Genomic DNA, 24,105 nt, shown 5'->3' with positions numbered 1-24,105 from the left:
GAATTCATGAGTGTTTCCCCGCTGGCTCCGCAGTGGCTCAGCTTCCCCGAAGACTCCAACGCGCTCCGCACCGGGATGTGGGCGCGCGACGTGCAGCGCAGCGGGAACGGTGAGCTGGAGATTTCCGGCATTCCCGCCTCCGCCCTCGCCGCCGAGTTCGGGACCCCGCTGTTCGTGGTCTCCGAAGCGGATTTCCGCGCCCGGGCACGGGACTTCAAGGACTCCTTCGACGCGGCGTTCATGGACGCCTGCGGGGGAGTTGACGTCTACTACGCCGGCAAGGCGTTCCTGTGCACGGAAATCGCCCGCTGGGTTGCCTCGGAAGGGCTGCGGCTGGACACCTGCTCCGGCGGCGAGCTGGCGGTTGCAGCCCGCGCCGGAATTCCCGGTGCGAACCTGGGCCTGCACGGCAACAACAAATCGGACGCCGAACTGAACCGCGCGCTGGACATGGAACTGGGCCGGATCGTGGTGGACTCCCTCCCGGAACTCCACCGGCTGGGCGCCCTGGCGCAGGAGCGCGGGGTGCAGGCCAACGTGATGCTGCGCCTGACCCCCGGCGTGCACGCCCACACCCATGAGTTCATCGCCACGGCACACGAGGACCAGAAGTTCGGCCTGTCCATGGCCGCCGACCCCGCATCCGGCATGTCCCCGGCCGCGGAAGCCGTGGCTGCGGCCCTGCGGAACCCCGGCATCCGGCTGCTTGGCCTGCACAGCCACATCGGCTCGCAGATCTTCGACCCGGCCGGATTCGAGGAAGCAGCCCGCCGCCTGCTGGCTTTCCTGGCCGAGGTCAAGGCACTCCACGGCGTTGAACTGCCCGAACTGGACCTGGGCGGCGGCTACGGAATCGCCTACACCGAAGCGGACACGCCGCGTCCGGCTGCGGAGATCGCCGCAGCAATGGCCGCCGTTGTCTCCGGCACCTGCGCCGAGCTGGGCCTTGCCGTGCCGCGTATCTCGATTGAACCCGGCCGTGCGATCGTGGGTTCCACCACGTTCACGCTGTACCGGGCGGGGACCGTCAAGACGGTTCGCGTGGATACCGCCGACGGCGGCTCCGCGGAACGGCGCTACGTTTCCGTTGACGGCGGCATGAGCGACAACGCCCGGCCCGTCCTGTATGACGCGGACTACTCCGCCGTCCTGGCCTCCCGCGCCTCGGAACATGACGCGGTTATTTCGCGCGTGGTTGGCAAACACTGCGAGAGCGGGGACATAGTGGTGAGGGATGTTTATCTGCCCTCGGACGTTGGCCACGGAGATTTGGTGGCCGTTCCCGGCACCGGCGCGTACTGCTGGGCGCTGTCGAGCAATTACAACTACATTGCCCGTCCGCCCGTCGTGGCTGTCCGGGACGGCGCTGCGCGGCTGATTATCCGCGGCGAGACCGAAGAAGACCTGCTGGCGCGGGACGTTTCATGACCGGTATTGGAGAACGCAAAGCAATGAAGACACTCAAGGTGGCCCTGCTGGGCTGCGGCAACGTGGGATCCCAGGTAGCCCGGATTCTCCTGAACGATGCCGCTGACCTGACGGCACGCACCGGTGCGCAGCTCGAACTGGCTGGAATTGCCGTCCGCAGCCTGGACGCTCCCCGCGACGTGGAGCTGCCGCGCGAGCTGTTCACCACCGACGCGGAGTCGCTGGTCGAGTCCGCGGACATCGTCATCGAGCTCATGGGCGGACTTGAGCCGGCGCGCAGCCTGATCCTGCACGCTATCGGCAACGGAGCCTCCGTGGTCACCGGCAACAAGGCGCTGCTGGCTGCCGACGGCGCCGCGTTGTATGAAAAGGCCGACGCCGCCGGTGTCCGCCTGGCCTACGAAGCCGCGGTTGCCGGAGCCATTCCGATCCTCGGCCCGATCCGCGACAGCCTCTCCGGTGACCGGATCACCCGGGTCCTGGGCATCGTCAACGGCACCACCAACTACATCCTCGACGCCATGGATTCCACCGGCGCGCAGTTCGCCGATGCCCTTGCCGAAGCCCAGCGGCTCGGCTACGCCGAAGCGGACCCGACAGCCGACGTCGAAGGGCACGACGCCGCCGCAAAGGGCGCGATTCTGGCTTCCCTCGCTTTCCACACCACCTTCGAGATGGCCAACGTGTCCTGCGAAGGCATCACGTCCGTCACGGCAGCGGATATTTCCGCCGCCAAGGACGCGGGCTTTGTCATCAAGCTGCTGGCGATCGCCGAAAAGCTGGAGTCCGACGGCGCCGAGGGCGTCAGCGTCCGCGTACACCCCACGCTCCTGCCGCGCACGCACCCGCTTGCCGCAGTGCACGGTGCGTTCAACGCCGTCTTTGTTGAGGCCGAAAACGCCGGAGAGCTCATGTTCTACGGCCAGGGTGCCGGCGGCACGCCGACTGCCTCCGCAGTGATGGGCGACGTGGTCACCGTTGCCCGCCGCCTGGTGCTCGGCGGCCACATGGGCGTGGAAGCGGCCTCCGGGCACGTTCCAGCCCTGCCGCTGGAGAAGGTCACTACGAGCTACAGCATTGGCCTGGACGTTGCCGACGCACCGGGAGTCCTCTCCGCCGTCGCCCGCGTCTTCGCCGAAAACGGTGTCTCGATCGAAACCATGCGCCAGAAAAGCCACACCGACGCAGCCGGCGCCAGCGCCGAACTGCGCTTCGTCACCCACCGGGCGCCCGAGGCCGCGCTGGCGGCCACCGTTGAGGCCATCAAGGGCCTGGACGTCATCAATTCAGTCACATCCGTACTGCGGGTAGAAGGGGTCTAGAACCTTGGCTCATCAATGGCGCGGCGTTATCCGCGAATATGCCGACCGTCTGCCGGTAACCGACAAAACCGAGGTTATTACCCTGGGTGAAGGCGGCACCCCGCTGGTCCACGCAAAGGCGCTCTCCGAGCTGACCGGCAACGAGGTCTACCTCAAGGTCGAAGGCATGAACCCCACCGGTTCGTTCAAGGACCGCGGCATGACCATGGCCATGACCGCCGCCGTGGAAGCCGGAGCAAAGGCTGTTGTCTGTGCCTCCACCGGCAACACAAGCGCTTCCGCCGCCGCCTACGCCACCCAGGCCGGACTCACCTGCGCCGTGCTGGTGCCGGACGGCAAGATCTCCATGGGCAAGCTCAGCCAGGCCATCGCGCACGGCGCCGAGCTGCTGCAGGTCAACGGCAACTTCGACAACTGCCTGGAAGTGGCCCGCAAGCTGGCCGAGGCCTACCCGGTGTTCCTGGTCAACTCGGTGAACCCGGCCCGCATCGAAGGACAGAAGACCGCCTCCTTCGAGGTTGTGGACTATCTGGGCGACGCCCCGGACTACCACCTGCTTCCGGTGGGCAACGCGGGCAACATCACAGCGTACTGGCGCGGCTATCAGGAGTACGCCCAGCCGTGGACCAACCAGGCCGGCATCGAGCTGGCCCCCGTTGCCACCAAGACCCCGGTCATGTGGGGGTTCCAGGCCGAAGGCGCATCACCGCTGGTCAAGGGCCATCCGGTCACGGACCCGGACACGATTGCCACTGCCATCCGCATCGGCAATCCGGCGTCCTGGGACCAGGCAATCGCCGCGCGCGACGAATCCGGCGGCCTCATCGAAGCCGTTTCGGATACTGAGATCCTCGAAGCGCACCGCTGGCTCTCTTCCCGTGAGGGTGTCTTCGTTGAACCGGCTTCCGCCGCCGGCGTGGCAGGCCTGCTGAAGAAGCATGCCGCAGGGGAGGTCCCCACCGGCAAGAAGATCGTCATCACCGTTACCGGCCACGGCCTGAAGGACCCGCAGTGGGCCCTCCGCACCGCAGACGGATCAGATGTTGAGCCTACCAAGGTGGACTTCGACGTCGTCAGCGTTGCCGCTGCCCTGGGGCTGGAAGAGTCCGCCCCGGCTGAAGCCCGCTAACCGGGAATGCAGGTGGAAATCCAGAAGGCGGACACCGCTTCGGCTGCCCGGGTTGCCGCAGGTCAGGACATTAGCGTCCGGGTGCCGGCCACCAGCGCCAACCTGGGGCCCGGCTTCGATTCGCTGGGCTTGGCGCTCACGCTGTATGACACGGTTCGGGTACGCACCACGGACTCGAACGGGATCCGGGTGCGGGTCAGCGGCGAGGGTGCTTCGGTGCTGCCCACAGACGAAACCCACCTGGTGGCCCGGACCATCGTGGACACCATCCGGAGCGCAGGCTATGGCTCCGGCGGCTTCGAACTTGAATGCGAGAACGTCATTCCGCATGGCCGCGGACTCGGATCCTCTGCATCGGCGATCGTTTCCGGCGTGCTGGCGGGCAATGCCCTGCTGCCGGATTCGGCCCGCCTTGACGCTGCCGGCCTGCTGCACGCCTGTTCTGCCCTGGAAGGACACCCGGACAACGTAGCTCCCGCCCTCGCCGGTGCGCTGGCGGTCTCCTGGGAACAGGACGGCGTCTTCCGGTCCGTCCGCGCGGATGTTCATCCGGACATCATCCCGGTGGCCGCAGTGCCTGCTACTGAACTTTCAACTGAAAGTGCACGGGGGCTGTTGCCCGCCATGGTCCCGCACCGGGACGCGGCCGCGAACTCCGGCCGGGCGGCACTGCTGATGCAGGCCCTCACTGCGGACCCGTCGCTGCTGCGCGAAGGAACCGAAGACTTCCTGCACCAGGGGTACCGCGCCCCGGCCATGGCGCCCAGTGCAGAGCTGATTCAGTCCCTGCGTGCCGCAGGCTTTGCCGCAGTGGTTTCCGGCGCCGGGCCCACCGTGATGGTCCTGGCCGCCGGTGCCGGGCAGGCGGACGCCGTCGAAGCGTTCCTTACGGCACGCCTCGGCGGGGAAACCAGCGGAAATTGGCGTGTGCTTCGACTTGGCGTGGACCGAGATGGTGCTAGAGTGGTACTGCACCAACGGTAGATACCCGTAAGTCGGTATGTAACCGTATTTGTGCTTCCACCGGCAGGTCGTCCCACTCTGTGGACCACCGTGGCTTGTTCCTTATGACCGGATTAGTTGACTGACCTGCAGTTTCCAGCCCAGGTGCTGGCGGCTCAGCAGCCTTCATAACAATTCGGACGGCAGGGCACAGTCCACCCGCGGAAATGCAAGCATCGGTGTAGCCTTCCGGAGACTGCCAAGAAACGGCCAGTCGAACGATTATCTGATCCACGCGTTTTCGGCAGCCTGGCTGCCTGATCCCGTGGACTCTCAAACCAAGGCACCAGCAGATTTCACCGTTGCCGGGATTCCCCGCAGCAGGTGAACCCTGGACCGCATGCCAGATCATCGGTTCCAGGGCCATTCAACGCGGCCGGCACCCATGCCGGACCGCCCGACGAGGGGGAAGGATCCTTCGTGACAGATACCACCGACCTGACTGCAGGTGTGGACTCATCAGCATCCGCCGGTTCCAACGGTGAATCGGATTCCAAGAGCTCCGGCCTTGCCGGCCTGAAGCTTGCACAGCTGCAGGCACTGGCGGGGCAGCTGGGCATCACCGGCGGATCCCGCATGCGCAAGGGCGACCTGGTTACCGCCATCTCGAACCACCAGCGCGGCGGAGCAGTAGCAGACCGTCCGGTCCGCGGCTCGAAGGCCGAGGCGCCGCAGGCGGACAAGGCCGTGGCCGAGCGCCCGGCCGGCGAAGCCGCAGCCCCGACTGAGGCGGCGGGCGAGAAAGCCGCCGAGCGTCCGTCCCGCACCCGCAACCGCAACCGCCGTGCAGCGAGCGACGGCGTCGTCTCTCCCGCCGCCGGCGAAGCCGCTGAAGCAGCGCCGGCGGAAGCCCCCGCAGCCGCTCCGGCGCAGGAAAGCGGCCGTGAAGAAGGCCAGCGCGAGCGCGGCCGGAACCGCCGCAACCGCCGCAGCGACAACGAGAACCCCGCTGAAGAGACTTCGTCCGAGGCAGGTTCCGCGCAGGACAAGGCCGAGAAGGGCGAAGCTGCCCACGAATCCCGCGAGTCCCGTGAGGAAGACCGGAGCGAGCGTTCAGGGCGCAGCCGCAACCGCAACGACCGCGGCGAAAAGAACGACCGCGAGAACAACCGGAATGACCGGGACAACCGCGAGAACAACCGGGACAACCGCGACAACCGGGACAACCGCGACAACCGGGACAACCGCGACAACCGCGACTCCGACGGCGATGACAACGGCCGCAGCGGACGCAACCGCCGCAACCGCAACCGGAACGACCGCAACGACCGCGGTGACCGCAACGACAGGTTCCGCGACCGCAACGAGCGGCGCCGCAACCGTGACCGCAGCCCCGAGGTTGACGATGTCGAGGTCACCGAAGACGACGTCCTGCTGCCCGTCGCAGGCATCCTGGACGTGCTGGAGAACTACGCGTTCGTCCGCACCTCCGGCTACCTGCCCGGCCCGAACGACGTCTACGTTTCCCTCGCCCAGGTCAAGAAGTACAACCTGCGCAAGGGCGACGCCGTGGTTGGTGCCATCCGCGCTCCGCGTGAAGGCGAGAACCAGGGCAACACTGCACGCCAGAAGTTCAACGCACTGGTCCGCCTGACTTCCGTCAACGGCAAGCCTGCCGAGGACAACAAGGACCGCGTTGAATTCAACAAGCTGGTTCCGCTCTACCCCTCCGAGCGCCTGCGCCTGGAGACCTCGCCCAAGGTCATCGGCCCCCGTGTCATCGACCTGGTTGCCCCGATTGGCAAGGGCCAGCGCGGCCTGATCGTCTCCCCGCCGAAGGCAGGCAAGACGCTGATCCTGCAGGCGATCGCCAACGCGATCTCCATCAACAACCCCGAAGTGCACCTGATGATGGTCCTCGTGGACGAACGTCCCGAAGAAGTCACCGACATGCAGCGCACCGTCAAGGGCGAGGTCATTGCCTCCACCTTCGACCGTCCGGCCGATGACCACACCACGGTCGCCGAACTCGCCATTGAGCGGGCCAAGCGCCTCGTGGAAATGGGCAACGACGTCGTGGTCCTGCTGGACTCCATGACCCGACTGGGCCGTGCCTACAACCTGGCCGCCCCGGCGTCGGGCCGTATCCTCTCCGGCGGCGTGGATTCCTCCGCACTGTACCCGCCGAAGCGCTTCTTCGGTGCTGCCCGCAACATCGAAAACGGCGGCTCGCTGACCATCCTGGCCACCGCGCTCGTCGAGACCGGGTCCAAGATGGACGAAGTCATCTTCGAAGAGTTCAAGGGCACCGGCAACATGGAACTGCGCCTCTCCCGCAACCTCGCGGACAAGCGCATCTTCCCGGCCGTGGACGTCAACGCCTCGGGAACCCGGCGCGAAGAGAACCTGCTTTCGGCTGAAGAGGTCAAGATCATGTGGCGCCTGCGCCGCGTGCTCTCCGGCTTGGACACGCAGCAGGCACTTGAACTGCTTACCGGCAAGATCAAGGAAACCCAGTCCAACGTTGAGTTCCTGATGCAGGTGCAGAAGACCACCCTGGGCACCAAGAACGATTAGCTGCCCCACCGAGCCGCTCATGCCCCCGGCCCTCTCCAGGAGGATCCGGGGGCCTGGGCGGCTTGGCAGTTAACCGCAGTGCAGCGGCAGCCGATTATTATCAGCTGCCGCCCGGGGCGAGAATGGTTCTAAGACAGCAGCGGGATCCGCGAACACAGGCGCGCTTCCCACGGTGCGAAGAAGGAATGGAAAACAATGTTTGAGTCCATACAGGGACTGCTGGATGAGCACGCCGAACTCCAGATGCGGCTCTCCGACCCGGCCGTGCACGCGGACCAGGGGCTGGCCCGCCGGCTGGGACGGCGCTACGCCGAACTGAGCCGCATCGTCGACGCCTACAACTCCTGGCACGGCCTGGAAGACGACCTCGCTGCAGCCCAGGAAATGGCAGCGGAGGATCCGGAATTTGCCGCCGAGGTGCCCGTGCTCAAGGACCAGCTGGCCGAAGCCCAGGAAAAACTGCGCCGCCTGCTCATTCCGCGCGACCCCAATGACGGCCGCGACGTCATCATCGAGGTCAAGGGTGGTGAAGGCGGCGACGAAGCTGCACTCTTCGCCGGTGACCTGCTGCGCATGTACACCCGCTACGCTGAATCCCGCGGCTGGCGGACCGAGGTCATCTCCGCGACCGAATCGGACCTTGGCGGCTTCAAGGACGTTTCGATGGCCATCAAGGGTTCATCCAACGACCCGGCCGAAGGGGTTTACGCCCGCCTGAAGTACGAAGGCGGCGTGCACCGCGTGCAGCGTGTTCCCGTGACGGAATCCCAGGGCCGCATCCACACATCCGCCGCCGGCGTGCTGGTACTGCCCGAGGTGGATGAGCCCGAAGAAGTCGAAATCAACCAGAACGACCTCAAGATTGACGTCTACCGGTCCTCCGGTCCCGGCGGCCAGTCCGTGAACACCACCGACTCCGCCGTACGCATTACCCACCTGCCCACCGGCATTGTCGTGGCCATGCAGAACGAGAAGTCCCAGCTGCAGAACCGCGAAGCAGCCATGCGTGTGCTGCGCTCCCGCATCCTGGCACATGAACAGGAAAAGATCGACGCCGCGAACTCGGACATCCGCAAGTCCCAGATCCGCACCATGGACCGCTCCGAGCGCATCCGCACCTACAACTACCCGGAGAACCGAATTGTTGACCACCGCACGGGCTACAAGGCCTACAACCTGGACACGGTCATGAACGGCGACCTTGAAGCGGTTGTCCAGGCTGCCATTGAAATGGATGAGCAGGCCCGGCTGGACGCAATCGGCGACGAAGCCTAGGACAGGCTGTGCCCTCCCTGGAGACGGCCCTGCGGAATGCCGCAGCGGAACTGGCAGCGGCCGGCGTGCCCAGCCCTCGGGTGGACGCTGAGCTGCTCGCGGCGCACCTGCTTGGCGAAAGCGTGGGCCGGGTGAAGGCACTGGCCTACACGGACGCTGCTGCGCCGGAGGGCTACGCCGAACTGGTTGCCGAACGTGCCCGCCGCATTCCGCTGCAGCACCTGACCGGGAGGGCGTACTTCCGCCGCCTGGAACTGGCCGTGGGGCCCGGTGTTTTCGTGCCTCGGCCGGAAACCGAAACCGTGGCACAGCTGGCCATCGACCAGGCACTGCTGGTGCCGGCACCGGCCCGGGTCGCGGACCTTGGAACCGGGTCCGGTGCCATTGCCGGATCGCTGGCCGCCGAGGTCCCGGATGCGCAGGTCGTCGCGGTGGAACTGAGTCCGCTGGCCCTCGCCTGGGCCCGGAAGAACCTCGAACCGCTGGGCGTGCAGGTACTTGAGGGTGATTTGCGGAGCGCCCTGGCCGGGGAGGACGGCACGTTCGACGTCGTTGCGTCCAACCCGCCCTACATCCCGTCCGGTGCCGTGCCCAACGAACCCGAAGCCGCGGAACATGATCCGGCCATGGCCCTCTACGGTGGGGGAGAGGACGGGATGGAGCTTCCCGACGCCGCTGCCAGGACCGCGGCGCGGCTGCTCAAACCGGGCGGCTACTTTGTAATGGAACATGCCGAGGTCCAGGCCGGCACGATTGCCGATCGGCTGACAGCGGATCCGGCTTGGCAGGACATCGCTTCCCACAAGGACCTGAACGGCCGCCCCCGGGCAACCTCGGCAGTCCGGTCAGCAGCCCCAACCACTCTTCCCGACCTTCCCGACGTGAAAGACTAAGCCCCGTGACCACCAGCTTTGACTGCTCAGATTCTAATACCCGCAGTGCCGGACTAGCTGCCGCGCAGCAGGCCATCGCCAACCGGCAGTGCATAGTGCTCCCCACCGACACCGTCTACGGAATCGGTGCCGACGCGTTTTCGCCCCAGGCCGTGGCGACGCTGCTGGCAGCGAAGGGCCGTGGCCGGTCCATGCCGCCGCCCGTCCTGGTGCCCCGGCTCCAGACAATGGACGGACTGGCAGTGGATGTCCCTGAGGAGGCCCGTGCCCTCGCCCAAGCCTTCTGGCCCGGCGGCCTCACCATCATTTTCAATGCGCAGCCTTCGCTCACCTGGGACCTGGGGGACACCAGGGGCACAGTGGCGCTGCGGATGCCCGACGACGATATTGCGCTGGACCTCCTGGCCCTGACCGGCCCGATGGCTGTCTCCTCGGCCAACCGCACGGGCCAGCCCGCCGCACAGACTGCGGCCGAGGCACAGGCCCAGCTGGCCGAATCCGTTGAAGTGTACCTGGAAGCAGGGCCGCGTCCCGCCGAGGGCAGCGAGGGAATTCCGTCCACGATCGTTGACGCCACCGGTCCCGTCCTGCGGGTGGTGCGCGACGGCGCCGTCAGCCTGGAAGAGCTCCGGGCGGTGGTCCCGTCTGTGCTGGGGCTTGGCGAGGAGCCGGCGAGTGACGTTCCCGGTGAGACTGCCGCTTCGGATGAACCGGCCGACGGCGGCACGGAGCTCCAGCCGGAATCCCAGGCCTAGGAGCCCGCCCGCAAGACCGTTCCTAGGCGGTTTTCCGGGCAGCTTCAAGGACCTGGTGGACGCGCGGCTCCGGTACGTTTCCGGTTGCCTCGGCCCAGCCCGGTTCCTGCCGCTGGCCGAACCACATCATTTCAACCCGGCGCAGTGCTCCATGCAGGCGCTCGCCGAGCAGTCCCGAAACCAGGTAGCCGGTCCGCAGGGCCGTGCGGCAGAGCCATACCGGCAGGTGCAGGGGACTGCGTCCGCCGGCAGCGCTGAGCACGGAGGCCACGGTGGCACCCTCCCAGGGCTGCAGAATGACCGGCGGCACGCTGCCGGAATACCGGCCCGCCGCCAGCACAAGGCCGCACAGGGCATCCACGGAGCTTACGGGGCTCGGAGACTCGCCGCGGCCGGCGACGGAGGAGAGCGGGGTGGAGGCTACCCGGACAAGTGACGCCGTAGTCTGGCGGGAAATGCCCTGGACAGAGGTGGCGCGCAGGCTGGTCACCGCGCACTTGCCCCGTGCCCGCGCTCCCAGGGCGGCTTCGCCGAGTGCCTTGGACCGGGAGTAGGCGGAAAACGGCTCGGTCCCGGTGCTCTCATCCAGCAGCGGACGGTGTCCTTGGACGGCGGCACTGCTGAGGTGGATAAAGCGCCGGGCACCGGCGTCATCCGCGGCATCGGCGATGAGCACGGGCAGCAGTGCGTTGGCGCCGCGCAGTTCGGAAGAGTCGGCGCCGGTGGGTGTAGCCAGGCCCGCCGCGTTGATCACGACGTCCGCTCCCGCAAGTTCAGCGGCCAGGTCCTGCCGGACGTACCGGAGATCGGCTGCCTCGGCGAGGATGCCGGGCGCGTTCAAGGACCGGGCACTGAGGCGGGGAGCCTTCACGAAACGCACGGTGATGCCGGCGCGGGTGAGGACCGCTGCCAGCGAACTGCCGATGAAACCGCTGGCGCCGAGGAGAGCCCAGACGCGCTCCGGTCCGGCGGTACGGCCGGCGGGTGAATCGCTGCTCAAGGGACTATCCTGCCGGTTCGGGATCTTGTGGAACTGCGGGGCTCGAGGACCGGGTGAGGGGCGGCATGGGCTGCCATCCGGCGTCCCTGAGGATTGCCCGGGATTCCCGCCAGCCCCTCCAAAGGGCGTCGGCTCCGCTGAGCCGGCGTTCCACGGCCGCGAGGCGCAAAAGCTCCTTGGCCGCCGTGAGGAAGGTACCCGCCGCGAACCCCGTCCGGTTGAACCGGCCGTGGCGGCGCAGGTAGCCGGCTGTGTGCCCGCGGTTGCGCATGGCACAGAAACGGCTGAGGTCGCTTGAATCGTTCAGGTGCCGGATGCCCAGGTCAATCTGCTTCTGCGGACGCACCTTGCGCAGCACGAAGTCGTTGACGTAGGCGACTTTGTGGTTCAGGGACGCCAGCCAGCCGTAAATCTCATCATCACCGTTGATGAAGTACCGCGGATCCGGGAGGCCAATCGCGCGCACGGCCGCGGCACTGACGAGCATCCCCTCGAAACAGCCCACGTTGGTCTCAAAGACCGCGCTGTCCCGGAAGACGTTCCCTCGGACGGGCACATGCAGGCCCAGCAGCGGGATGAACCGGTGCTGCCAGAAGAACGGGTTCCCCGCCTCGTCGTAGCGCCTGCCATGAATGCAGTCGTAGCTTCCTGTCCACTTGCCCAGTGCGGCCACGGCACCCGGAAGGGCTTCGACGTCGTCGTCCATCAGCCACAGCCACTGCGCGCCAAGATCCAGCGCTGCCTGGATTCCCGCCGCGAATCCGCCGGAACCGCCGGTGTTCTCCGCGAGGGTGCGCACCGTCAGCGGAACCGGGAAGCCGTCCGCGGCGGAGTCCAGATAGGCAGCCGTGTCATCGGTGCTGGCGTTGTCCACCACCACCACGCGTTCGGGTGCAGGATCCAGTGCAGCCACGGAATCAAGCAGGCCGCGCAGGTAGCCGGACCGGTTGAACGTCACGATTACCAGTGCCAGGCCGTCAATCCCCGCTGCCGTCGCTGACACGCTAGAAGCCCTGGTCCGACGGCGGCCCGAAGGTTCTGCCGCGGAAGCCGCCTGCGTAGGCACGCAGCCAGGACCTGAACCCGCGCAGGTCACGGGTACGTGCGAAATGGATGGGGTAGCCTGCCGCGTCCGCAGCGAGGGAACGGACCCGCCGGTACTTGCGCGTCAGGTGTCCGCGGTTGCGGTAGAAGAAGAAGCGCTTGAACTCGGTGTCAGGGACCAGCACGTGCAGGCGCCCGCCGAGGATCTCCTGGACCTCGGACCACGCCGCCGGGTGGCTCAGCGCCACCGAGGTCAAAGTGCCGAAGGGAATGCCTGCCTTGCGAAGCCGGATCATGAAGTCCGTCTCATCGCCGCGGATAAAGAGCCTCAGGTCCGGCAGGCCGACACGGAAGAAGACATCCCGGCGGATCAGCGCGCCGTTGAAGAAGTGGCCTACGCCGGGGATGAACCCGGCCTTGGCTACCTCGGACCGGTCATGGGTGAGGCGGCCGTCAACACGGAAGTGGAAGGAAAGGGTATCCGGTTTTCCGGGGGCAACCACGAGCGGAAGGATGACGTCCAGCCCTCGTTCGTTGGCGCCGTCGAGCAGTGCCTGCAGGCAGCCGGGGTCTTCCGGATGCGCGTCGTCATCCATGATCCAGATCCACTCCGCTCCGGAAGCCATCGCCGTGAGGATGGCCAGTGAGAAGCCGCCCGCACCGCCCAGGTTCGTCTCCGAGCGCACGTAGTTCACGTTCGCGGCGGAAGACTCCGCGATATCCCTGACGGGGCTGTTGCCGGAATCAACCAGCGCCACGGTAGAGATGGCCGCCGACTGCGCGGCAAGGGCCCCGAGAAGGGTCTTGACGTCATCGGGGCGGTCAAACGTCACCGCTGCCACGGCCACTGATTCCGGCAAGACGATCCTTTCAAGGCTCCGCCCGGATACCCCGGCGGTGCCGGACGTTCAAGGGGGTGCAGTTAGTATGCTGAATAGAATTCAGTCTATTACACCGGATTGGACGCCTTGCCGTGCCTGCGGCGGGGCAGGACCGCTTACAACCTAGACACGAACCGGGCGCAGGCCCGCTGAGGACTATGAACGATTCAAGCAGGGACAGAACCACCCCGGTCAGGGACGAGAAGCCGGCCCTCTGGCTCTGGTCCCAATACGTGCTGGACTCTCTGGCCTGGGTGGTGGCCATTGTCCTGGCCCTGATCCTGCGTTACGAGCTGTCCGTGGACGAGATCAACGTTTCCGGCCTGGCTGCGTTCTGCGGAGTTGCCGTCGTGACACAGCTGGTGGTTGGGTATTCGTTTGCCCTCTACCGCGGACGGTACAGCTTCGGCAGCTTCCACGAGATGCGCCTGCTGGCGGTGGTCACGATTGTGGTCTCGGCAATCCTTGTCCTGGTCAGTGCGCTCTTCGGCCTCGCGATCGATATTCCCCGAAGCACCGGCGTCCTGGCGTTCCCCTTTGCCTGCCTGTTCATGGCTGCCATCCGGTACATGAAGCGGATGTATGTGGAGAGCAAGGCGCGGCCCGGTGAAGAAGCACAGCGGACCCTCATCTACGGTGCCGGCTTCCTGGGAAATTCCCTGGTCACGCGGATGATGAACGATCCGGATTCGCCGTACTTCCCCGTTGGCCTGATCGATGACGATCCGGCCAAGAAGCACCTGCGGCTTGGCACCGTTCCCGTGGTAGGCAGGCTTACCGACCTCCGTGAGGCAACGCAGCGGACCCGCGCCACCGTGCTCATCATTGCAATCGCCGACGCCGATGCGTCCCAGGTCCGCCAGGTCACGGACCAGGCCGAAGGCCTGAACCTCCGGGTGATGGTGCTTCCCCCGCTCCGGGACATGCTGGCCAAGGGAACGGGCGCCGGACTGACCGATTTCCGCGAAGTGGCCGTCGAGGACCTCATTGGCCGCCGGCCCGTGGACATCCACGTTGACGAAGTAGCCGGCTACCTCAAGGGCAAGAAGGTGCTGGTCACCGGGGCCGGAGGCTCGATCGGTTCCGAGCTCTGCCGGCAGATCACCGCTTTCGAGCCCAGTGAACTGATCATGGTGGACCGGGACGAAACCGGCCTCCAGCTCACCCAGCTTTCGATAACCGGCCAGGGCCTGCTCAACGGCCGGGACACGGTTCTGGCGGACATCCGCGACGCGCGGGCGCTGGACGAGGTTTTTGCCCAGCGCCGTCCCGACGTCGTTTTCCATGCTGCTGCGCTTAAGCACGTCTCGCTGCTGGAGCAGTATCCGCTGGAGGCGTGGAAGACCAATGTGCTGGGCACCGCGAACGTGCTGCGCTCGGCGCAGAAGTCCGGCGTCAGCCACTTTGTGAATATTTCAACGGACAAGGCAGCGAATCCCACCACCGTGCTGGGACATTCAAAGCGGGTGGCGGAGAAGCTCACAGCCTGGATGGCGGGGCACAGCGGACGCCGGTTCGTTTCGGTGCGTTTCGGAAACGTGATCGGCAGCCGGGGATCCATGCTGCCGCTGTTCACCGAACAGATCCGCCAGGGCGGTCCGGTTACCGTCACGGACCCCGAGGTTACGCGTTTCTTCATGACCATTCCCGAGGCATGCCAGCTGGTGATCCAGGCCGGCGCAATCGGGCGCGGCGGAGAGGTCCTCATCCTGGACATGGGGGAGCCGGTCAGGATCCTGGACGTTGCACGCCGCATGATCGCCATGTCCGGGAAGGACGTGGAGATTGTCTTTACGGGACTTCGCAAGGGCGAGAAGCTCCACGAGATCCTGGTGGGCACCGGCGAGGACGATTCCCGGCCGCTTCACCCGAAGATTTCCCATGCGTCCGTCGACGTTCTGGACCCGGAGGAGCTCGACGCTGAGGATTGGCTGCGGCGGTGCGGCTTCGGCCCGGTGGCGGCCGCGGAAACGGCAGGCGGAGCGGCAACTCCCCTCTTCCCGCTGCCTGACACGGCGGCCCTGCGCCTCGCCGATATCCAGGACGGACCCGGGCAGGGCGATCGGCGGACCGGCTGATGGCTCTTGCCGTATCAGCAGCGACCGCGTTCCTGGCGAGCCTGCTGCTGCCCTTCGCATTTATCCCGCTGCTGCGCCGGCTGGGCGTCGTAGATGTACCCAATGAGCGTTCTTCCCACACCAAAACCGTTATCAGGGGAGTGGGGGCCACCATCGCGGCTGGTGTATTGCTCGGCCTCGGAACGGCGCTGCTGACCGGGTATGTGGCAGTTGACCGGTCACTGGTCCTCCTGCTGATCGGCATCATCGCCTCGGCTTCGCTGCTGGGCTGGGTGGAAGATTTCCGGGGGCTCTCCGTGGCGGTCCGCTTCGGGCTGCAGCTGGCGATCGGTGCAGCCGGAACTACAGCCCTGGCCGCCGCCCTGGGCCAGAGCTACTGGTGGGTCCCGGTGGGAACCCTCGTCATTGCCGGCTACATCAACGTGGCTAACTTCATGGACGGAGTCAACGGCATCTCGGGACTGCACGGGCTCGCGGTGGGTGTCCTCTACGCCATGGCAGGTGTGCTCTCGGACCAGGTGTGGCTCGTGGCCGCCGGGTCGGTGATTGCGGCGGCCTTCGCAGCTTTCCTGCCTTGGAACCTGGGCCGCGGATCCGTCTTTATGGGCGACGTCGGCAGCTACCTGCTGGGCGCAGCGATCGCAGGCACGGCCGTGGCCGCGTTCCTTGCCGGCGTCTACATTGAGTACCTGCTCTTCCCCATCCTGATCTACCTGCTGGATGCCTTCACCACCCTGGTGCGCAGGATCTGGCGCGGGGAGCGGTGGTATGCCGCCCACCGCCAGCACGTCTACCAGCGGCTGACGGACGCCGGTCTCTCCCATCTGCAGTCAGCTTCCGTGGTCACCGTTGCCTCGCTGCTGGTTGGCGGCACCGGCCTTGTGACGGGAGGCTCAGGATGGGGAGCCACGGCGGCGGGAACTTTGTGCGTAGCGGCAGTGGCGGCGTTGTACCTTGCCTCACCGCGGATCGCCGCCCGTTTGCGGCTTCGGGCGCGCAACTGATGCCTTGCCGGGGAGTCCATGGCGCTCCTGCCGCCGGCACGAATGTCACAGTGCTGTTCTATGTACTGTAGAATTCAAGCGTCGCGACGTACAAAGCTGCGTCCGCACTTGCTTTTTCCACAGCCGCTTACCCCCACAGCACAAGGATGATCCTGCAGCCATGAGCCAAGCCGACGGCGCACGCGCTACGCGGATCAGTGCTTCCGGGCCCACGGACGCACCCTGGCTCCGCATCCTGTGGACGTCCCTCGTGTGGACCGCGATTCCAGCTGCAGCTGCTGCCTCGGCGGCGCTCCTGGGTCCCGGTGTGGCCGGAGCAGCCAGCGTCGCAGCTGGCTGGGGCCTGATCGCGATATTCTTCGGTATCAGCCTTCTGGTAGGGCACGTGGTAGGACGGAAGAACCCCTCAGGTGCCATAGGAATGTTCGCCGTGACTTATGCCGTCAAGGTCGTCGGCTTCGCAGTCGTGTTGTGGATGGTGGGAGTCCCCGCCTGGCTTGACCGGCCATGGTTTGCCTTTGCTGCCCTTGGCACAGTCGTCATCTGGCAGACTGCTGAAATCCGTGCCTTTTCGCGCACCAGGCAGCTTATATTCTCCGAGGTTCCCCTGAACGCCGATAATTCACCGAGAGGAGACTGACGTGGCCAAGTCAAAGAAGAATGAGCCCGGGCAGGTCCCTGCGGCGTTCGAAGCACCGCTCAGCAAGCGCCGCGCAATCCTCCAATATGTCCTGTCCGGAATCATTGCCCTTGGTTTGATAGGGTGGGGGCTGGACAGTCTTCTGGGGACCCGCTGGATTCTTTTTGCAGGTATTGCCCTGGGCGGGCTGAGCGGTTTTTATGTCGCCGCCGCTCACGGGCTCACTTCCACTAAGCCAAAACCACCCACGGGTGGAGAACGGCCGGATGAGGTTTAGACGAAGCAATGTCACACAACTTAGTAAACGGATGCATGCCACATGCCCCCGCCAATGAAATGCCCAACGATGGACAAAGCAGAGAGGAAACGCGTTGATCGCGCTTGCGCTTCCCGCCGCCAATGAAGAGGGGTTTGTTGCACCAACCCTCGATGAAATGCACCTCCCTGAGATCCTCCCGTGGGGTGCCGAGTACGGCGAGGGCTTTGGAAAGCAGATGCTGCTTATCCTGCTGTCCGTCGCCCTGATCAGCTGGTTCTTTATCGCTGCCGCACGGAAGCGGCAGCTTGTTCCGGGCCGGCTGCAGTTCCTGGGCGAATTCAGCTACAACCTGGTCCGCAACTCGATCGGCCGCGACATCATCGGTGAAAGGGACTTCCGTCCCTTCGTTCCGCTGCTGTTCTCGCTGTTCTTCTTCATCCTGCTGAACAACCTCTGGGGCAGCATCCCGCTCGCGCAGCTGCCGACCACTTCCCACGTGGGCACCGCGTACGCGCTGGCCGCCATCGTGTACTTCACCTGGATCATCCTGGGCATCAAGAAGCACGGCATCAAGTACTTCAAGTACGCCACCGTTCCTTCCGGTGTTCCGGTGTTTATCCTGCCGCTGGTGGTCCTGATCGAAATCATCTCGACCTTCCTGGTCCGCCCGATCACCCACAGCCTCCGACTCTTCGCCACGATGCTCTCAGGCCACCTGATCATCATGCTTGCCGCTTCGGGCACCGAATTCCTGCTGCTGGAGGCCGAGGGCCTGCTGAAGCCGCTCGGTGCGCTCACCCTGGTTGGCGGCGTGGGAATGTTCTTGTTCGAAGTTTTGATCCAGTGCCTGCAGGCGTACGTGTTCACCCTGCTGACTGCGATCTATATCCAAGGCTCAGTAGCAGCCGCGGAGCACTAAAACCTCCCCTTCGGGGGAACCCCCTGAACCAAACAACCTGCCTCCGGGCATCTTGAAAGGAACGAACCACAATGACTGGTGATATCCAAGGCAACATCAACCTCGTCGGCTACGGTCTCTCCGCAATCGGCGGTGCAATCGGCGTCGGCCTCGTCTTCGCCGCTTACATCAACGGTGTTGCCCGCCAGCCGGAAGCACAGCGCGTGCTGCAGCCGATCGCCTTCCTGGGCCTGGCCCTGACCGAAGCCCTCGCCATCCTTGGTCTGGTTTTCGCGTTCGTCCTCTAACGTCAGCGCGTATTTCCCACACCAAGTAGATAGGACGGATGAGAAATGAACGAGGCAGTTATCCTCGCCGCCGCTGAAGGCGCTAATCCTCTGATCCCAAACATCTGGGAGATCCTGGTAACACTGCTTGGCTTCGCCGTGCTGATGTTCATCGTCGTCAAGTACGTCGTCCCGATGTTCGAGAAGACGTATGCAGAACGTACCGAGGCCATCGAAGGCGGACTTGCCAAGGCCGAGGCAGCACAGGCTGAAGCCAGCGCTGCCCTGGACGAGTACAAGCAGCAGCTGATCGACGCACGCACCGAAGCCAACCGGATCCGTGAGGAAGCGCGCGCTGAAGGCGCTCAGATTCTCGCCGACCTGAAGGCAAAGGCTGCTGCCGAATCGGCACGCATCATGGAACAGTCCCAGGTGACCATTGAAGCCGAGCGCCAGGCAGCAGTTGTCTCGCTCCGCGCCGAGGTTGGAACCCTGGCCACCGAGCTGGCAAGCAAGATCGTTGGCGAGTCCCTCGCAGACGACGCACGCTCGGCACGCGTGATCGACCGTTTCCTGGATGAGCTGGAAACCTCGCAGAATGCAGGTGCGGTTCAGTAATGGCAGGTATATCGAGCGAGTCACTGGCAGCGGCCCAGGGTCAGTTGGAAGCACGCCTTCCCAACGCGACCCTCGGCCTTGCCGAGGAACTCTTTGGAATCCTGGGCCTCCTGGACGGCCAGACCGGCCTGCTGCGGGCCCTGACTGATCCGGCTCGTGACGGCCATGAGAAGGCAGCCCTGGTCTCCAAACTGGTTGGCGGCAAGGTTTCGGCCGACGCCGAGCAGATTGTTGCTTCTTTGGTTGAATCCCGGTGGCGCACACCGCGCGACCTCGGTGATGCTCTGGAAACCCTGGCTGCAACTGTTGTCTCCGCGGTCGCGGAAAACAAGGGCCCCGGCGCTGCCGGCCTTGAGGAACTTGAGGGCGACCTCTTCCGTTTCAACGAGACCGTGGCAGCCAGCCATGAGGTGCAGCGAGCACTGTCCAACCCGCAGGCCAGCCTGCAGGCACGGGCCGAGCTGGCAGGGAAACTGGTGCCGGGCAGCTCCGACGCTGCGAAGGTACTGATCCGTCAGGCTGTCACCGCTCCGCGTGGACTCCGCCCGACCGCCCTGGTCACCCGGTTCCTTGAACTGGTTGCCGGACGGCAGCAGCGGTGGATCGCCGAAGTGCGTACCAGCCGGCCACTCACCGATGAGCAGCGGTCACGCCTGCAGGCGTCTTTGAACGGCCTGTACGGGCGTGAGCTGAAGGTCAACGCAACTGTTGATCCCTCGATCGTCGGTGGCATCCGGGTTACGGTGGGCGATGAAGTCGTCGACTCCACCGTGGTGACCCGTTTGTCGGAACTCCGCCGGAAGCTCGCGGTTTAGCCACCCTTTGTGGCTTACCGGGCCATGAGAAACATTTGAGAACCAATCGAAGGTCATCGGCACGAAGCGATGATCACAACATAGGAGAGCAGGGACTGCAGATGGCCGAATTGACCATCAACGCCGACGACGTCCGTAATGCGTTGAATGAATTTGCGGCGTCCTACGAACCCGGAAACGCAGAGCGCGTTGAAGTTGGCCGCGTAACCACCGCCAGCGACGGCATTGCCCGTGTGGAGGGCCTGCCCTCCGTTATGGCGAACGAGCTGCTTCGGTTTGAGGACGGCACGCTGGGCCTGGCCCAGAACCTCGACACCCGTGAAATCGGTGTCGTTGTCCTTGGCGACTTTGGCGGAATTGAAGAAGGCCAGGAAGTTCACCGCACCGGTGAAGTCCTGTCCGTCCCCGTTGGGGATGCCTTCCTCGGCCGCGTCGTCGATCCCCTGGGCGAGCCCATGGATGACATGGGCCCGATTCAGGCTGAGGCACGCCGCGCACTGGAACTCCAGGCACCGGGCGTTACCCAGCGCAAGTCGGTTCACGAACCGCTTCAGACCGGCCTGAAGGCCATCGACGCGATGATCCCGATCGGCCGCGGCCAGCGCCAGCTGATCATTGGTGACCGCAAGACCGGCAAGACCGCCATCGCCGTCGACACCATCCTGAACCAGAAGGCCAACTGGGCCTCGGGTGACGCTGAGAAGCAGGTGCGCTGCATCTACGTGGCCATCGGCCAGAAGGCTTCCACGATCGCCGAGATCAAGCGGACCCTCGAAGATGCAGGCGCCATGGAGTACACCACCATTGTGGCCTCCCCGGCATCTGACCCCGCAGGCTTCAAGTACCTGGCACCGTACGCCGGCTCGGCCATTGGCCAGCACTGGATGTACGGCGGCAAGCACGTCCTGATCATCTTTGATGACCTCTCGAAGCAGGCTGAAGCCTACCGCGCCGTGTCGCTGCTGCTGCGCCGCCCGCCGGGACGCGAAGCCTACCCGGGCGACGTCTTCTACCTGCACTCCCGCCTGCTGGAGCGCTGCGCAAAGCTCTCCGACGAGCTCGGCGCAGGCTCGATGACCGGCTTGCCGATCATCGAAACCAAGGCAAACGACGTATCGGCCTACATTCCGACCAACGTCATCTCCATCACCGACGGCCAGATCTTCCTGCAGTCGGACCTCTTCAACGCCAACCAGCGCCCCGCCGTGGATGTTGGTATCTCCGTCTCCCGCGTTGGCGGTGCTGCACAGCAGAAGGCGATGAAGAAGGTCTCCGGTACGTTGAAGCTGGAACTCGCCCAGTACCGCGACATGCAGGCATTCGCCATGTTTGCCTCGGACCTGGATGCGGCTTCCCGCCAGCAGCTGACCCGCGGTGCACGCCTGATGGAACTGCTCAAGCAGGGCCAGTACGCTCCGTTCCCCGTTGAAGACCAGGTTGTCTCCATCTGGGCCGGCACCAACGGCTTCCTCGATGACGTTCCGGTGGAAGATGTACGCCGCTTCGAATCCGAGTTCCTTGACCACGTCCGCCACTCTTCGAAGGTCATGACGGTTCTGGCCGAGACCAACAAGCTCGAAGACTCAACGGTGGACGAACTCAAGACGCTCATCACCGACTTCAAGCAGGGCTTCTTCGGCGAAGGCGACAACCGCATGGTTGCCGCCGGCCACGAAGAGGCTTCGGCTCTGGACGAGGACGCAGTCGACCAGGAAAAGATCGTCAAGCAGAAGCGCTAGCGGCTTCGAGTTCCGCGGCCGGTGAGAGCCGGCCGCGGAACCCCTGGCCATTGCCTTAGCCCCTAGTCTCAACTAGGAACCGAAAGGAAAAGTATGGGAGCCCAAATTCGGGTCTACCGCCAGAAGATCGCCTCGACTACGTCGATGCAGAAGATCTTCAAGGCGATGGAGCTGATTGCTGCCTCTCGCATTGGAAAGGCCCGCACCCGCGTTGCCGCGGCGCTGCCTTATTCCAATGCGATCACCCGTGCCGTTTCTGCTGTGGCGTCCCAGTCGGAAATCGATCACCCGCTGACTACCGAGCCGGAGCAGATCCGCCGGGCCGCAGTAGTGATCATGACTTCCGACCGCGGTCTTGCCGGATCTTACTCCGCCGGCGTCCTGAAGCAGAGCGAATCGCTTAACGAATTGCTCCGTGAAGAGGGCAAAGAGGTAAAGACGTACCTGGTGGGACGCAAGGCCCAGGCGTACTACGACTTCCGCGACCGCGCTTATGAACGCGTGTGGACCGGCGGTACGGATGCGCCCGAGTTCGAGACCGCCCGTGAAATCGGCAAGACACTCCTCGATGACTTCAATACGGCCTACGAAGACGGCGGCGTGGACGAAATCCACATCGTGTTCACGCGCTTCAAGTCCATGGTTGTCCAGGAACCTGCGGTAATCCGCCTGCTGCCGCTGGAAGTAGTCGAAGAGGAAGCACCGTCCGAATCGGACATCCTGCCCCTCTACGAGTACGAGCCCGAGCCGGAACAGGTCCTTGACGCACTGCTGCCGCGCTACATCGAGTCGCGCATCTTCGCAGCAATGCTCCAGGCCGCCGCTTCCGAGCTCGCAGCCCGCCAGCGCGCCATGAAGTCCGCAGGGGACAACGCCTCCGAACTTATTAAGAAGTACACGCGACTTCGCAATAACGCCCGTCAGGCTGAAATCACCCAGGAACTCTCCGAGATCGTGGCAGGTGCGGACGCGCTCAGCGCTTCCTAGCCCGCCTTCGCAGAGATCCACCAGAAAATACTTAGTCCACACGCCATCTAACTGAGTGAAGTGAGAGAGATGACTGCCCAAACTGCCGAGCACGGAGCAACCTCCGTAGCCCCGGGCGCCACAGGCCGTATTGCCCGTGTCATTGGCCCGGTTGTCGACGTCGAATTCCCGGCTGACGCAATCCCCACCATCTACAACGCACTCACCACCGAGCTGACGCTCAACGGTGAGACCAAGACCATCACGTTCGAGACCTCCCAGCACCTGGGTGACAACCTCGTTCGCGCCATCTCCCTGCAGGCCACCGACGGCCTGGTCCGCGGCGCAGCCGTGGTGGACACCGGTGCTCCCATCTCCGTTCCCGTTGGTGACGGCGTCAAGGGCCACATCTTCAACGTGCTCGGTGAGCCGCTGGATGTTCCGGCCGAGCAGCTGGAAATCAACGAGCGCTGGCCGATCCACCGCAAGGCCCCGAACTTCGCGGACCTTGAGGGCTCCACCGAGATGCTTGAAACCGGTATCAAGGTCATCGACCTCCTCACCCCGTACATCAAGGGTGGAAAGATCGGCCTGTTCGGCGGCGCCGGCGTTGGCAAGACCGTGCTGATCCAGGAAATGATCACCCGTGTTGCCCGTAACTTCGGCGGAACCTCCGTGTTCGCCGGTGTTGGCGAGCGCACCCGTGAAGGCAACGACCTCTGGGTCGAAATGGAAGAGGCAGGCGTCCTGAAGGACACCGCCCTTGTATTCGGCCAGATGGATGAGCCGCCGGGAACGCGCCTGCGCGTTGCACTGTCCGGCCTGACCATGGCGGAATACTTCCGCGATGTCCAGAACCAGGACGTGCTGCTCTTCATCGACAACATCTTCCGCTTCACCCAGGCCGGTTCCGAGGTGTCGACCCTGCTGGGCCGCATGCCTTCCGCCGTGGGTTACCAGCCCAACCTGGCTGACGAGATGGGTCTGCTGCAGGAGCGCATCACCTCGACCAAGGGCCACTCCATCACCTCGATGCAGGCTATCTACGTCCCGGCTGATGACTACACTGACCCGGCTCCGGCCACCACCTTCGCGCACCTGGATGCCACCACGGAACTTTCCCGTGAAATCGCATCCCGTGGCCTGTACCCGGCCGTGGATCCGCTGACTTCGACCTCGCGAATCCTCGACCCGCAGTACGTTGGCCAGGAGCACTACGACACGGCTGTCCGTGTCAAGCAGATTCTGCAGAAGAACAAGGAACTGCAGGACATCATTGCCATCCTCGGCATCGACGAGCTGGGCGAAGAGGACAAGATCGTCGTCGCCCGTGCACGCCGCATCCAGCAGTTCCTGTCGCAGAACACCTACACCGCCAAGCAGTTCACCGGCGTCGAAGGCTCGACCGTGTCCGTCAAGGACACCATCGAAGGCTTCAAGGCCATCTGCGACGGCGACGTGGACCACATTGCCGAGCAGGCCTTCTTCAACGTTGGCGGCATGGACGATGTTGAGCGTCAGTGGGCGAAGATCCAAGAGCAGACCGGGAAGTAAG

Annotated in this window: 22 protein-coding genes; 19 read left to right on the top strand and 3 right to left on the bottom strand. The window is 64.9% G+C overall.

Features of this window, described 5'->3' with window-relative positions; all coding sequences use genetic code 11:
- The first annotated feature begins 6 nt into the window (after positions 1-6).
- The 8 genes from lysA (at position 7) to ITX31_RS05570 (ending at position 10,321) form a co-directional block, all read left to right on the top strand.
- Complete coding sequence (gene lysA / locus ITX31_RS05605) at positions 7-1,428, top strand: diaminopimelate decarboxylase (RefSeq protein ID WP_194782508.1); 1,422 nt, start codon at positions 7-9, stop codon at positions 1,426-1,428.
- 23 nt (positions 1,429-1,451) lie between these two features.
- Positions 1,452-2,750: a homoserine dehydrogenase gene (locus ITX31_RS05600; RefSeq protein ID WP_194782507.1), complete on the top strand. Its 1,299-nt coding sequence runs from the start codon at positions 1,452-1,454 to the stop codon at positions 2,748-2,750.
- A gap of 4 nt (positions 2,751-2,754) precedes the next feature.
- Positions 2,755-3,879, top strand: a complete 1,125-nt coding sequence (gene thrC, locus ITX31_RS05595) for a threonine synthase (protein ID WP_194782506.1) — start codon at positions 2,755-2,757, stop codon at positions 3,877-3,879.
- A 12-nt stretch (positions 3,880-3,891) separates the two neighbouring features.
- Positions 3,892-4,863 (top strand): homoserine kinase, encoded by a 972-nt coding sequence (gene thrB / locus ITX31_RS05590; protein WP_323745591.1) that lies wholly within the window; start codon positions 3,892-3,894, stop codon positions 4,861-4,863.
- Between the two features lie 438 nt (positions 4,864-5,301).
- Entirely contained in the window at positions 5,302-7,398 is a 2,097-nt protein-coding gene (gene rho, locus ITX31_RS05585) for a transcription termination factor Rho (protein ID WP_194782504.1), read from the top strand.
- A 195-nt stretch (positions 7,399-7,593) separates the two neighbouring features.
- Positions 7,594-8,673, top strand: coding sequence for a peptide chain release factor 1 (gene prfA, locus ITX31_RS05580; protein ID WP_194782503.1), 1,080 nt, complete (start codon positions 7,594-7,596; stop codon positions 8,671-8,673).
- 8 nt (positions 8,674-8,681) lie between these two features.
- Positions 8,682-9,566 carry a peptide chain release factor N(5)-glutamine methyltransferase gene (prmC, locus tag ITX31_RS05575; protein ID WP_194782502.1) on the top strand — a complete coding sequence of 295 codons (885 nt, stop codon included), beginning with the start codon at positions 8,682-8,684 and terminating at the stop codon, positions 9,564-9,566.
- A gap of 5 nt (positions 9,567-9,571) precedes the next feature.
- Positions 9,572-10,321, top strand: coding sequence for an L-threonylcarbamoyladenylate synthase (locus tag ITX31_RS05570; protein WP_194782501.1), 750 nt, complete (start codon positions 9,572-9,574; stop codon positions 10,319-10,321).
- Between the two features lie 22 nt (positions 10,322-10,343).
- Here the strand turns inward: ITX31_RS05570 and ITX31_RS05565 are convergent, their stop codons facing one another.
- From ITX31_RS05565 to ITX31_RS05555, 3 genes are read right to left on the bottom strand one after another with little or no spacing between them, the layout of a single operon-like run.
- A complete protein-coding gene (locus tag ITX31_RS05565; RefSeq protein WP_194782500.1) occupies positions 10,344-11,321 on the bottom strand; it encodes an NAD-dependent epimerase/dehydratase family protein in 978 nt (325 codons plus the stop codon).
- Positions 11,322-11,325: 4 nt separating this feature from the next.
- The gene (locus ITX31_RS05560; RefSeq protein WP_194782499.1) at positions 11,326-12,324 is read right to left on the bottom strand and encodes a glycosyltransferase; all 999 of its coding nucleotides are present in this window, start codon (positions 12,322-12,324) and stop codon (positions 11,326-11,328) included.
- A 1-nt stretch (position 12,325) separates the two neighbouring features.
- Positions 12,326-13,225, bottom strand: a complete 900-nt coding sequence (locus ITX31_RS05555) for a glycosyltransferase (RefSeq protein WP_194782498.1) — start codon at positions 13,223-13,225, stop codon at positions 12,326-12,328.
- Positions 13,226-13,404: 179 nt separating this feature from the next.
- Here ITX31_RS05555 and ITX31_RS05550 point away from each other — a divergent pair, with 179 nt between their 5' ends.
- The 11 genes from ITX31_RS05550 (at position 13,405) to atpD (ending at position 24,104) form a co-directional block, all read left to right on the top strand.
- Positions 13,405-15,324: a polysaccharide biosynthesis protein gene (locus ITX31_RS05550; protein ID WP_194782497.1), complete on the top strand. Its 1,920-nt coding sequence runs from the start codon at positions 13,405-13,407 to the stop codon at positions 15,322-15,324.
- The gene (locus tag ITX31_RS05545; protein WP_194782496.1) at positions 15,324-16,328 is read left to right on the top strand and encodes an MraY family glycosyltransferase; all 1,005 of its coding nucleotides are present in this window, start codon (positions 15,324-15,326) and stop codon (positions 16,326-16,328) included. The genes ITX31_RS05550 and ITX31_RS05545 overlap by 1 nt, the downstream gene beginning before the upstream one ends.
- A 160-nt stretch (positions 16,329-16,488) precedes the next feature.
- Entirely contained in the window at positions 16,489-16,968 is a 480-nt protein-coding gene (locus ITX31_RS05540) for a hypothetical protein (protein ID WP_194782495.1), read from the top strand.
- Between the two features lies 1 nt (position 16,969).
- On the top strand, positions 16,970-17,245 hold the full coding sequence (locus ITX31_RS05535; protein WP_194782494.1) for an AtpZ/AtpI family protein: 276 nt from the start codon (positions 16,970-16,972) through the stop codon (positions 17,243-17,245).
- Positions 17,246-17,339: 94 nt separating this feature from the next.
- Positions 17,340-18,146 (top strand): F0F1 ATP synthase subunit A, encoded by an 807-nt coding sequence (gene atpB, locus ITX31_RS05530; protein WP_194782493.1) that lies wholly within the window; start codon positions 17,340-17,342, stop codon positions 18,144-18,146.
- 71 nt (positions 18,147-18,217) lie between these two features.
- The gene (atpE, locus tag ITX31_RS05525) at positions 18,218-18,433 is read left to right on the top strand and encodes an ATP synthase F0 subunit C (RefSeq protein ID WP_066295471.1); all 216 of its coding nucleotides are present in this window, start codon (positions 18,218-18,220) and stop codon (positions 18,431-18,433) included.
- 45 nt (positions 18,434-18,478) lie between these two features.
- Positions 18,479-19,030, top strand: a complete 552-nt coding sequence (locus ITX31_RS05520; protein WP_194782492.1) for a F0F1 ATP synthase subunit B — start codon at positions 18,479-18,481, stop codon at positions 19,028-19,030.
- On the top strand, positions 19,030-19,845 hold the full coding sequence (locus ITX31_RS05515; RefSeq protein ID WP_194782491.1) for a F0F1 ATP synthase subunit delta: 816 nt from the start codon (positions 19,030-19,032) through the stop codon (positions 19,843-19,845). Before ITX31_RS05520 ends, ITX31_RS05515 begins: the two co-directional genes overlap by 1 nt.
- Positions 19,846-19,946: 101 nt before the next feature.
- Positions 19,947-21,584 (top strand): F0F1 ATP synthase subunit alpha, encoded by a 1,638-nt coding sequence (gene atpA, locus ITX31_RS05510; protein ID WP_194782490.1) that lies wholly within the window; start codon positions 19,947-19,949, stop codon positions 21,582-21,584.
- Between the two features lie 93 nt (positions 21,585-21,677).
- Positions 21,678-22,571 carry a F0F1 ATP synthase subunit gamma gene (locus tag ITX31_RS05505; protein ID WP_091603472.1) on the top strand — a complete coding sequence of 298 codons (894 nt, stop codon included), beginning with the start codon at positions 21,678-21,680 and terminating at the stop codon, positions 22,569-22,571.
- Positions 22,572-22,640: 69 nt separating this feature from the next.
- Positions 22,641-24,104, top strand: coding sequence for a F0F1 ATP synthase subunit beta (atpD, locus tag ITX31_RS05500; protein WP_091603475.1), 1,464 nt, complete (start codon positions 22,641-22,643; stop codon positions 24,102-24,104).
- Position 24,105: the final 1 nt, after the last annotated feature.

It is taken from the genome of Arthrobacter gandavensis, from assembly GCF_015355785.1.
Taxonomy (GTDB): Bacteria; Actinomycetota; Actinomycetes; order Actinomycetales; family Micrococcaceae; genus Arthrobacter_B; species Arthrobacter_B gandavensis_A.
The sequence above is the reverse complement of the archived record's forward strand: the minus strand, read 5'-3'. Positions and strand labels throughout refer to the sequence as shown.